The sequence below is a fragment of the Luteibacter rhizovicinus genome (assembly GCF_004342265.1).
GTDB lineage: Bacteria > Pseudomonadota > Gammaproteobacteria > Xanthomonadales > Rhodanobacteraceae > Luteibacter > Luteibacter rhizovicinus_B.
In genome coordinates, this window is the sequence record NZ_SMCS01000001.1 from 150,667 (window position 1) to 162,019 (window position 11,353).

Annotated in this window: 12 protein-coding genes; 11 read left to right on the plus strand and 1 reads right to left on the minus strand. The window is 62.7% G+C overall.

The annotated features are described in order from the left end of the window. From rpsR to radA, 6 genes are all read left to right on the plus strand, one after another. Positions 1-231, plus strand: a complete 231-nt coding sequence (rpsR, locus tag EC912_RS00635; RefSeq protein ID WP_056006113.1) for a 30S ribosomal protein S18 — start codon at positions 1-3, stop codon at positions 229-231. 106 nt (positions 232-337) lie between these two features. Further along, complete coding sequence (gene rplI, locus EC912_RS00640) at positions 338-787, plus strand: 50S ribosomal protein L9 (RefSeq protein ID WP_132141218.1); 450 nt, start codon at positions 338-340, stop codon at positions 785-787. Between the two features lie 313 nt (positions 788-1,100). Next, on the plus strand, positions 1,101-2,492 hold the full coding sequence (locus EC912_RS00645; RefSeq protein WP_132141219.1) for a replicative DNA helicase: 1,392 nt from the start codon (positions 1,101-1,103) through the stop codon (positions 2,490-2,492). A gap of 534 nt (positions 2,493-3,026) precedes the next feature. Continuing rightward, positions 3,027-3,992, plus strand: coding sequence for a CsgG/HfaB family protein (locus EC912_RS00650; protein WP_243649093.1), 966 nt, complete (start codon positions 3,027-3,029; stop codon positions 3,990-3,992). A 199-nt stretch (positions 3,993-4,191) separates the two neighbouring features. Further along, a complete protein-coding gene (gene alr / locus EC912_RS00655; protein ID WP_132141220.1) occupies positions 4,192-5,280 on the plus strand; it encodes an alanine racemase in 1,089 nt (362 codons plus the stop codon). A gap of 72 nt (positions 5,281-5,352) precedes the next feature. Further along, positions 5,353-6,741, plus strand: coding sequence for a DNA repair protein RadA (gene radA / locus EC912_RS00660; protein WP_132141221.1), 1,389 nt, complete (start codon positions 5,353-5,355; stop codon positions 6,739-6,741). Positions 6,742-6,791: 50 nt separating this feature from the next. On the opposite strand, the gene EC912_RS00665 is transcribed toward radA, so the two are convergent. Beyond that, positions 6,792-7,589, minus strand: a complete 798-nt coding sequence (locus EC912_RS00665; protein ID WP_132141222.1) for a cytochrome C assembly family protein — start codon at positions 7,587-7,589, stop codon at positions 6,792-6,794. A gap of 204 nt (positions 7,590-7,793) precedes the next feature. On the opposite strand from EC912_RS00665, the gene ffh reads away from it, so the two are divergent. From ffh to rplS, 5 genes are all read left to right on the plus strand, one after another. Next, entirely contained in the window at positions 7,794-9,173 is a 1,380-nt protein-coding gene (gene ffh / locus EC912_RS00670) for a signal recognition particle protein (protein ID WP_132141223.1), read from the plus strand. 151 nt (positions 9,174-9,324) lie between these two features. Beyond that, positions 9,325-9,576, plus strand: a complete 252-nt coding sequence (gene rpsP / locus EC912_RS00675) for a 30S ribosomal protein S16 (protein WP_132141224.1) — start codon at positions 9,325-9,327, stop codon at positions 9,574-9,576. Next, a complete protein-coding gene (gene rimM, locus EC912_RS00680) occupies positions 9,576-10,091 on the plus strand; it encodes a ribosome maturation factor RimM (protein WP_132141225.1) in 516 nt (171 codons plus the stop codon). Before rpsP ends, rimM begins: the two co-directional genes overlap by 1 nt. A gap of 31 nt (positions 10,092-10,122) precedes the next feature. Further along, positions 10,123-10,905: a tRNA (guanosine(37)-N1)-methyltransferase TrmD gene (trmD, locus tag EC912_RS00685; RefSeq protein ID WP_132141226.1), complete on the plus strand. Its 783-nt coding sequence runs from the start codon at positions 10,123-10,125 to the stop codon at positions 10,903-10,905. Between the two features lie 10 nt (positions 10,906-10,915). Further along, on the plus strand, positions 10,916-11,317 hold the full coding sequence (gene rplS / locus EC912_RS00690) for a 50S ribosomal protein L19 (protein ID WP_132141227.1): 402 nt from the start codon (positions 10,916-10,918) through the stop codon (positions 11,315-11,317). Positions 11,318-11,353: the final 36 nt, after the last annotated feature.

Sequence of the window (11,353 nt, forward strand, 5' to 3'; positions counted from 1 at the left end):
ATGTCCAAGTTTTTCCGCCGCCGCAAGTTCTGCCGTTTCACCGCCGAAGGCGTCAAAGAGATCGATTACAAGGATCTCAACACCCTTCGTCAGTACGTGACCGAGAACGGCAAGATCGTTCCGAGCCGCATCACCGGCACCAAGGCTCGTTACCAGCGTCAGCTGGCCACGGCCATCAAGCGCGCCCGTTTCCTGGCGCTGCTGCCGTACACCGACAACCACGACGTCTGATCGACTGCCCCCTCGGTAACGAGGGGGCATTCCTCAAGACATCTTTCGGACAACCGTCCTGGCTGCATGGGGCCCAATCCGTGCTAACGAAAAGAAAGGAATACCCATGGAACTCATCCTTCTCGAGAAAGTGAAGAACCTCGGCAACCTCGGCGACAAGGTCAACGTCAAGCCGGGTTACGGTCGTAACTTCCTCCTCCCGACCGGTAAGGCCGCTCGTGCCAACGCCGAAAACATCGCTGCGTTCGAAGCGCGTCGCGCCGAATACGAAGCGAAGGCACAGGGTCAGCTGACCGGCGCCGAAGCCCGCAAGGCCAAGCTGGAAGGCGCCGAAGTCACGATTGCCGTCCACGCCAGCCCGGAAGGCAAACTCTACGGTTCGGTCAGCCCGCGCGATATCGCCGAGGCTTTCACGGCCAAGGGCTTCGAAATCGACAAGAGCGAAGTGATCCAGAGCGAAGGTCCGTTCCGCAACACTGGCGAATTCGAAGTCGCCGTGACGCTGCACGCGGACATCCAGACCACCGTCAAGGTGATCGTGGTTGCCGACAAGTAAGTCGGTAGCTTCGCCAGCTTCAAAGTGAGCGGGCGCCTCAGGGCGCCCGTTTTCTTTTTGGGGATGGCGAGACTGTTTTCTGTGGGAGCGCGCCTGCGCGCGAAAGCCCGGTTGCGATATCGCCTGGCCTGGCCGTGACGAGAGCTGGTTTTCGCGCGCAGGCGCGCTCCCACAGAATGCTCGGATGCCTGGGTTATCCACAGCCATCCACAAGTTATCCACAGAGTTATGCTCTCAACGCGTGCGACGCGCCCGCGTATGATGGCTTCCCAGGCACGCCGCCGTCGTCGGCGGCCCGACCGCGAGGTAGTCCATGTCCTTTGTTCCTGAGCGTAAGAGCGGTAATCCCGCCATCGACGCGCTTCGCATCCCGCCGCATTCCATCGAAGCCGAGCAGGCTGTGCTGGGCGGTCTGATGCTCGCTCCCGATGCCCTGGATAAAGTTGCCGACAAACTCTCGGACGACGACTTCTATCGCAAGGACCACCGGATGATCTGGCGGGCGATCAACGAGCTCGCCAACAAAGGCATGCCGTGCGACGCCATTACGCTCGGCGACTGGTTCATCGCCAACGACATGGGCGAGATGATCGGTGGAGCAAGCTACCTCATGGAGCTGGCCAACTCCACGCCCAGCGCCGCCAACATCGCCGCCTACGGCGACATCGTTCGCGAAAAGTCGGTGCTGCGGCAGCTGATCGATGCGGGCACCTCCATTACCGAGGACGGCTATCGCCCCGAGGGCAAGAGCGTCCAGGAAGTGATGGAGCTTGCCGAGCAGCGCGTGTTCCACATCGCCGAGTCGGGCGCGCGCGGCAAGAAAGACATCGTGTCCATGCGCACGGCCGTCAGCGAAGCGTTCCGCATGTTGACCGAGCGCTATGAAAAGCGCGGTCAGCTGACCGGTCTGTCCACGGGCTTCACCGATCTCGACGAACTCACTTCGGGCTTACAGCCGTCCGATCTGATCATCGTCGCGGCGCGTCCCTCGATGGGTAAGACCGCCTTCGCGCTGAACATCGCCGAAGCCGCCGCTATGCGCGGCAAGAAGTCCGTTGCCGTGTTCTCCATGGAAATGTCGGCCTCGCAGCTGGCGTTCCGTCTGATTTCGTCGCTCGGCCGCATCCATCAGCAGCATCTGCGCAATGGCGATCTGGCCGAGGAAGACTGGCCGCGCGTCACGTCGGCGATCACGATGCTGTCCGATGCAAAGATCTTCATCGACGACACGCCCGCGATGTCGCCCGTCGAAATGCGCTCGCGTGCCCGACGCCTGCAGCGCGAGCACGGACTCGGTCTTATCGTGATCGACTACCTGCAGCTGATGCAGGTGCCGGGTAACAAAGAAAACCGTGCTACGGAAATTTCAGAAATTTCCCGCGGACTGAAGGCTCTGGCAAAAGAGCTGAATGTGCCGGTGGTCGCATTGTCGCAGCTGAACCGCTCACTGGAGCAGCGCGCCGACAAACGTCCGATGATGTCCGATCTTCGAGAGTCGGGCGCTATCGAGCAGGACGCGGACGTCATCATGTTCATCTACCGCGACGAGTACTACAACAAAGAGTCGCCCGACAAAGGGCTTGCCGAAATCATCATCGGCAAGCAGCGAAACGGTCCGACCGACACGGTGAAGCTGGCCTTCCTCGGCCACTACACCAAGTTCGAGAATTTCGCGCCCGATTCGTACGTTGGCAGCTTCGATTAATGGTGTGTTGTAGCTTCCGCCCGCAGTGTCTGTAGGCGGAGAACTTCACTAGCTATCGTTCCGTGCCTGCTGGTACTGAAAGATTCCGCTGGGTATCATCATGAAATGCGCGTCATGTCCGTCATGGAGATGCGCGCCGATTCACACCGATTTTCTTTGAGTAATACCGCACTCATCGTCAGCGATAAGCGCACCGCCGGGCAGGAGCCCGGGGCTCTCCACAGGGACGTTCTTCGATGCAATCGTTTATCGATTTATCGGCTGGTGCAACGCCAGCCGGAAGCATAACCAGCCTCCCTGCGTTCTTCCCCGCGCGCATGTCCGTTTCTGCTAGCGCATCGTTTGGCGGGCCGAGGTTGCGTGTCCGCAGGTACGGCCTCCCTATCGTCTTGTTGCTTCGCACCTCGTTTAACAGGCGTGCGCAGTGCCGTGCGCCGCGATCGTGTGGAAGAGCATTTCCGTTGGGTCCGGTGTTTGTCCGGGCGGGCCCGATGCGCGGAAATACCCGGACTTATATTGGACAGGAACTCAAAAATGGATAGCAGCAGGAAGCGCATTTTCATGGGCGCAGTGCTCCTGACCTCAGTCGTGGGCCTGGCGGGATGCCAGGTGAATGCTCAGGTCAGGAATGCGCAGAAAGAGCACGAAAAGAAGGTGGCCGAGATTCCCCGTTGTACGAAGAAGCTTGGCACGATTTCAGTGGAGGAGCCCGATGCCGCAAGGAACTGGTGGACAGGGCAGCAACTGCCTTCGCCCTCGAAATTGATCAAGGTGTTCGTGAGCAAGTCCGGATGTTTCACGTTGCTCGATCGAGGTGCGGGCATGAATGCCGCTATGCGCGAACGCGCACTTGCTTCCGGTGGCGAGCTCCTCGGCAGCTCGAACATGGGCAAAGGGCAGGTCAAGGCGGCGGACTACGTACTTCTGCCTGACCTCATCTCCAGCAATCAGGATGCTGGCGGAAGTGCGGTTACCGGCTTGCTTGGCGGACTGATCGGCGGCACGGCAGGCAACTTGGTGGGCGGGGTGAGCATGCAGTCGAAAACGGCCGACGTCGTACTGACCGTAACCGACGTGCGTTCGTCCGAGCAGGTTGCCATGGTCGAGGGGCACGCCGAAAAAACCGACTTCGGCTTCGGCGCGAATGGGCGATTGTGGGGCGCCACCGGTTTGGGCGGTGCTGGCGTCGGCGGATACGCGAATACCAAGGCGGGTCAGGTCATCACCATGGCCTATCTCGAGGCGTATACCAAGCTGGTGACGGAGCTGGGCGGCCTGCCTTCCAGCGCTTCCGCCGATAACGCGCGGCAAGCGGCCACGGTAGCGAAGCCCGCCCGTCTGCTGTCCACACCCTCCGGAGCGGGCAAGCCCGTGCGCTCCCTAGATCCGGGGATGATGCTTTATCCGACCGGAAACAAGCAGGGTGCCATGTGGGAAGTCGAGGACGAGATGGGCAACCGGGGTTGGGTATCGTCGACCTTGTTGCAGCTATCCAGGTAGGTAAGGGCGGCAACGAGCCAGTTGCCCCGCAAATGCCCCGGGTCTGACACGCCCGGGGCTTTCTCCCGGTGCACGCTTCGGTGGTGCGAAAGGCGGTCCCATCAGTGTGGGCTGCTAACATTCCTGCGACGCGTTCAGCGGAGCGCGCCGTTCTCCGTTCACCCCACTTCGTAGCGCTGCCGTTCCGCGCTGGAGACGCATGAGTCGTACAACTGTCGCCACTATTCACCTGGGTGCGCTGCGCCACAATCTCGCCCGCGTGAAAGCGCTGGCCGGAACCGCGCGCGTCATGGCCGTCGTCAAGGCCGATGCCTACGGACACGGTCTCGAGCGAGTCGCCCGTGCCCTTGCTGGCGATGCGGAAGCCTTTGCGGTCGCGGCCATCGGCGATGGCCTTCGGCTGCGTGCGGCAGGGCATCGGCAGCGGATCGTTGTGTTGTCCGGACCAGATAGTCCCAGCGATATTCTCGAAATGCAGCGCCTTCGCCTGGAGGCGCTGATCCATAGCGATGCCCAGTTGCCGTGGCTCGCCCGGGCCGATCCCGCGCGTGGGCTTTTGCGGGTCTGGGTAAAGGCCGACACCGGCATGCATCGCCTGGGTTTTGCCGCCGAGCGCGTTCGCGAAGTGCATGGCCTGCTATCCGCCATGCCCGCAGTCGACAACGACGTCGGCCTGATGACGCACTTCGCGTCATCGGAGGAATTCGAAGGACCGGAAACCGCCGTGCAGATAGCGCGCTTTGTCGAGGCGACCGAGGGACTTCAGGGTTCGCGTGCCCTGTCCAACTCGGCGGCGGTCCTCGGCTGGCCCGATGCCCGCGGCGACTGGGTGCGCACCGGTGGCCTGCTTTATGGCCTTTCGGTCGTCGACGGTCAGTCCGGCGGCGATTTTGGGTTCCGTCCGGCCATGACGTTGTCGACACGCCTTATCGCCGTCAACCGGCTCGCCAGCGGCGAGCGTGTCGGCTACAACGGAACCTATGTCTGTCCGGAAGATATGGCGATTGGCGTCGCCGCCATCGGGTACGGCGACGGCTATCCGCGCAGTGCCGTCACGGGTACGCCCGTGCTGGTCAATGGTCGCCGCGCCGCGTTGGTGGGGCGCGTGTCCATGGACCTCATCACCATCGATCTTCGCGATGCGCCCGATGCGCGCGTCGGCGATCGTGTGGAGCTTTGGGGCGCGGGTCTGCCGGTGGAGACGGTGGCAGGATGCGCGGGAACGATCTCTTACGACCTGACCTGCGGCATGACGAAGCGCGTACTGTTCGTCGAGGACGAGGTCTGATCCTCGCGCGTATCGGTCCGTGCGACGCTCGTACGTTATAAGTCATCCCTTGCATCGGACACGGCAGATATCATGGCGAAGGCCAAAACCGCATATGTATGCACCGAATGCGGTGCCGAACACAGCAAGTGGCAGGGACAATGCGCCGAATGCGGCGTATGGAACGTGCTCAGTGCGATCGTTCTTCAGCCTTCGAGTCCGGCCGCCGTGTCGGTCGGTGCGCGTCGCGGGGGCTACGCGGGCGATGCCGCCGGTGCTCCGCGCATCACGCCTCTGACGGAAGTCCTGCTGACCGCCGAAGCGCGAACGCATACGGGTATCGGCGAACTCGACCGCGTACTGGGTGGCGGTCTCGTCGAGGGCTCGGTGGTACTGATCGGCGGCGATCCCGGCATCGGCAAGTCGACGTTGCTATTGCAGATGCTCGGTACGCTGGGTGCGGTGTTGCCGAGTCTGTACGTCACGGGTGAGGAATCGCTGGCGCAGGTAGCCGGGCGCGCACAGCGCCTCGACCTTCCGCTGGCGCCGCTGCATGCGTTGGCGGAAACCTGCATCGAACGCATTCTCGAACAGGCCGTGACGGCGCGGCCGAGAGTGCTGGTCATCGACTCCATCCAGACGATCTGGACCGAGCAGCTCACCGCCGCACCTGGCTCGGTGAGTCAGGTGCGGGAATCGGCGGCAAAACTCACGCGTTTTGCGAAGGAAACCGGCACGTCGGTTTTCCTCGTCGGACATGTCACGAAAGAGGGCGGCATCGCGGGGCCTCGCGTCCTCGAGCACATGGTCGATGCCGTGCTTTATTTCGAGGGCGAATCCGGCAGTCGTTTCCGCATATTGCGCGCTTTTAAGAATCGCTTCGGTGCGGTGAACGAGCTTGGCGTGTTCGCCATGTCCGAAAAGGGATTGCGCGAAGTGCCCAATCCTTCGGCGATCTTCCTTTCCGCGCATTCCGGTCCGACGTCGGGCAGTGCGGTGATGGTCACGCGCGAAGGCACCCGTCCGCTGCTGGTGGAAGTGCAGGCGCTGGTCGATCAGTCGTCGCTGGGAAATCCGCGCCGGGTGGTGCTCGGTCTCGAGCAGAATCGCCTCGCGATGCTGCTGGCGGTTTTGCATCGTCACGGCGGTATTGCAGCTTACGATCAGGACGTTTTCGTCAATGTGGTCGGCGGCATTCGCGTGCAGGAAACGGCGGCCGATTTGCCGGTGTTGATGGCCGTGCTTTCGAGCCTGCGCGACCGGCCGTTGCCGGAGAAAACCATCGCATTCGGCGAAGTCGGTCTTTCGGGTGAAATTCGTCCGGTACCGAATGGCGAGGAGCGTTTGAAGGAAGCCGCGACGCATGGCTTCCGTCGTGCCGTCGTGCCGCAGGCGAACGCGCCGAAACGCGGCAAGGTCGGCGATATGGAAGTCATCGGGGTAGAGCGCCTGTCGCAGGCGATCGATGCTTGCCGGGAATAAATGGCAACGCTGTGCGCTCCCACAGAAAGCTGAGGCACCGCTGTGTCGGGTCAGGCCGTGCGATGAAGAATCAATTCCAGCACCGCTTTAGTGCCAAAGAACGCCAGCAGCAGCACGCCCATGCCGATCAGCGTGAGGTTTACGGCGCGACTGCCACGCCAGCCGTAACGCCAGCGGCCCCAAACCAGGGTGCCGAAGACGATCCACGCGACGATGGACAGCACGGTCTTGTGGATCAGGTGCTGGCTGAAGAGATCGCCGACGAAGAGCGCCCCCGTCAGTAGCGTCAGCGTCAGCAGCACGAAGCCGGCGGCGATCAGCCGGAACAGCAGCACTTCCGTGAGGGTGAGCGGCGGGAGCGCGCGCAACCAGTGACCGAATTTGCTGCGGCGTAGTGCGCGCTCCTGGATCGCGAGCAGGATCGCCAGCACGGCGGCGATGGAGAGCACGCCGAAGGCGAGCAGGGCCACGGTGACATGCAGTTTGATATGCCAGTCCATCGGCTGCGGCGCGGTGCGGGGCGCCATGAAGACGTCCACTGCCAGCAGCAGCGCGGCCAGCGGAAAGATGAAGATGCCCAGGCCGGCGACGGGGCGGTTCAGATTGACGAGCAGGGTCAGGGCCGACACGACCCAGGCAACGAGGGACAGCGCGGCAAAGAAATGCAGGTCGAGTGCGCCGCGATGGGCGCTGAGCAGTACCACCGCGTGTGCGATCGCGGCGATCGCGGCCATGCTCATCGCCACCCGGCTCAGCGGCGTACCCCCGTTGAACAGCGGCCGCGCGAGCGCCGTGGCGGCAGCCAGATATAAGACGATGGCGACGAAGGCGAGCGCGAAGATGGTCATGACGGGGAAGTGTGGCATAGCGGCCGGTTATCGTGAATGCGACACAGTGGCATTGGCGAGGACGGGGTGTTTCGATGTTGCGCACCGACGATTGCGCGGGCGGGCATGGTCGTGACGCCCGCATGACCGAGTTCAGGGCGCTCCCGGACGCGCGGGGTCGGGTAAGGCTATAATCCGCCGTTTACACAAGACTACCGACTCGCCATGTTCGAATCGCTGAGCCAACGCCTATCCGAGACCGTCAAACGCCTGAGCGGACGCGGCCGGCTGACCGAGGAAAATATCCGCGAGAGCCTGCGCGAAGTCCGCATCGCGCTGCTCGAGGCCGACGTTGCGTTGCCGGTGGTCAAAGCCCTGATCGAGCGCGTGAAGGTCCGCGCCGTGGGTCAGGAAGTGTTGCGTAGCCTTTCCCCGGGCCAGGCCCTGGTCAAGGTCGTCAGCGACGAGCTGACCGCCGTCATGGGTACGGCCAATACCGAACTGAACCTCGCCGCCCAGCCCCCGGCCGTCGTGCTGATGGCCGGCCTGCAGGGTGCGGGTAAGACGACGACGGTCGGCAAGCTCGCCCGCTTCCTCAAAGAGCGCAAGAAGAAAAAGGTCATGGTGGTCAGCTGCGACGTCTATCGTCCGGCCGCCATCGAGCAGTTGCGCACGCTGGCCGAGCAGGTCGAGGTGTCGTTCTTCCCGTCCGAAGCGGGGCAGGACCCAGTCGCCATCGCCCGTGCCGCCGTTGCCGCCGCGCGTCGCGAAGTGATCGACGTGCTTATCGTCGATACCGCGGGCCGTCTGCATATCGATGAAGCGATGATGGACGAGATCAAGGCGCTGCACGGCGCGCTCGATCCGATCGAAACGCTGTTCGTCGTCGACTCCATGACGGGTCAGGACGCCGCCAATACGGCCAAGGCCTTCGCTGATGCGCTGCCGCTCACGGGCGTGGTGCTGACGAAAACCGACGGCGATGCCCGTGGCGGTGCCGCTCTCTCGGTCCGTTATGTGACCGGTCGTCCCATCAAGTTCCTGGGTGCCGGCGAGAAGACCGACGCCCTCGAGCCGTTCCATCCGGATCGTGTGGCCCAGCGCATCCTCGGCATGGGCGACGTGCTGTCGCTGGTCGAGGAAGTCGAGCGCAAGGTCGACCAGGAAAAAGCCCACAAGCTGGCCGAAAAGGTCATGAAGGGTAAGCGCTTCGATCTCAACGACATGCGCGACCAGCTCGAGCAGATGAACAACATGGGCGGCCTTGCCGGTCTCATGGACAAGCTGCCGGGCATGTCGAACATTCCCGATAGCGTGAAATCGAAGGTCAACGACGGCGAACTGAAGCGCATGGTGGCCATTATCGGCTCCATGACGAAGAAGGAGCGTCGCCACCCGGATCTGCTGAATGGCTCCCGCAAGGCCCGTGTGGCCCGCGGTTCGGGCACGCAGCCGGCCGACGTCAACCGTCTGCTGAAGCAGTTCATGCAGATGGAAAAGATGATGTCCAAGCTCTCCAAGGGCGGCAGCAAGGGTCTGCTCCGGCAGATGCGTGGCGCCATGAAGGGCATGGGAGGCATGGGCGGCATGCCCCCCATGCGCTGATTCGACCCGAAAACAGGGGGTGATTGCCATGCAATCGCTCCCAACTGGCCGAAAGGCCTTCCATTTTTCCCAACATCCGCTAAAATGCCGCGTTTACCGCGCCCGCTTCGCGTGCGCCTGCCGGTACCCGGCAACTCTGGAGCTCGTAACTATGGTTAAGATTCGTCTTTCGCGCGGTGGCGCCAAGGGCCGTCCGTTTTATCACGTCGTCGTGACCGACCAGCGCAACAAGCGCGACGGTCGCAACATCGAACGTGTCGGCTATTACAACCCGGTCGCATCGGGCGCTGATAAGCGTCTCGAGCTCGACGTGACCAAGGTCCAGGCCTGGATCGCGAAGGGTGCGCAGATGACCGATAAGGTCCGCGCCCTCGTGAAAGAAGCCGGCAAGCTGGCTGCTTAATGACGACGGAGTCCGGTAAGCGCGTCCGTCTGGGACGCATTGTCGGACTCTATGGCGTGCAGGGCTGGGTCAAGCTTGAATCCTGGACCGAGCCCCGCATCCAGATTTTCCGATACCAACCCTGGCTGCTCAGCGCGCCGGGTGTGGAGAAGGAAATCGGCGGGATCAACGGACGTGCGCAGGGTAAGGGTCTCGTGGCCTACCTGCCGGGTATCGAAGATCGCGAGCAGGCCGCTGCATTGATCGGGTGCGAAATTACCGTCGCCCGTGATCAGCTGCCGGCACCCGCCGGCGACGAGTTTTACTGGACCGATCTCGAAGGTCTCGAGGTCGTCACCCTGGAAAACGAAGTACTCGGTCGCATCAGTCATCTGTTCGCGACCGGTGCCAACGACGTCATGGTGGTCCGGAACGACGAGCGTGAGCGGCTGATCCCTTATGTCAGGGGGCCGTACGTGCATTCGATCGACCTGTCCGCCGGCCGTGTGGTGGTGGACTGGGATCCTGAATTCTGAAGCGGTTCGTGCCGCAGGTGGGTTGAGGATCATGCGCTTCGACGTCGTTACGCTTTTTCCCGATTTCGTCCGCCAGTCGGCCGATGTCGGGGTGGTTGGCCGGGCGCAGCAGCGCGGGCTTCTTCAGGTGGAAACCTGGAATCCTCGCGATTATGCAACCGACAACTACCGCACCGTGGACGGTCGCCCCTTCGGCGGCGGGCCGGGCATGGTGATGCTGATCGATCCTTTGCGCGCGACCCTCGCGGCCGTGCGGGAGGCGGCACCGGAACCGGTGCATGTGATTTATCTCAGTCCGCAAGGTGCGAGGCTGACGCAGGCTAGGGTAGAGGCGCTGGCGAAAACGCCGCGAGTCGCCCTGATCTGTGGACGTTACGAGGGCGTGGACGAACGCCTGCTGCAGCATGAGGTCGACGAGGAGCTCTCTATCGGCGATTATGTGCTGTCTGGCGGGGAGCTTGGCGCAGCGGTGATCATCGATGCGGTAGGTCGTCTTCAGGACGGTGCGTTGAACGACGCGCAGTCCGCCCAGCAGGATTCGTTCTCGGACGGTCTTCTGGATTGCCCGCATTACACCCGGCCCGTACATCACGATGTATGGGGCGGCGTGCCGGAGGTGCTGCTTTCCGGCGACCACGCGGCCATTCGCCGCTGGCGTCACAAGCAGTCGCTAGGTAGAACCTGGCTGCGCCGGCCGGACTTGCTCACGCAGCGTGCGCTCGATGATGAATCGCGTGCATTGCTGGATGAATTTCGCCGTGAATATACGCGGCTAAACGGTGCGGCCGACAACGGCCGCCGTAACAAAAATTGACAGGTGTGCCATGAACAAACTTCTCCAACAGTTCGAAGCCGAGCAGATCATCCGCCAGCTGCCGGATTTCGGTCCTGGCGACACAGTGATCGTCAATGTGAAGGTTAAGGAAGGTACCCGCGAGCGCGTTCAGGCGTTCGAGGGTGTCGTCATCGCCAAGCGCAGCCGTGGCCTGCACTCCGCTTTCACCGTGCGCAAGATCTCGCACGGCACGGGCGTCGAGCGCGTGTTCCAGTCGCACAGCCACGCTATCGACTCGGTCGAAGTGAAGCGTAAGGGTAAGGTTCGCGGCGCGAAGCTGTACTACCTGCGCGGTCTGGAAGGCAAGGCTGCCCGCATCAAGGAAGACATCGCTGCCGCCGCTGCCGCCAAGGTTGCGAAGCAGGCCGCTGCCGCCGCCGCGAAGCAGTAATAGCGCGCGGTACGCAGTACGAAGGGCCCGCGAACT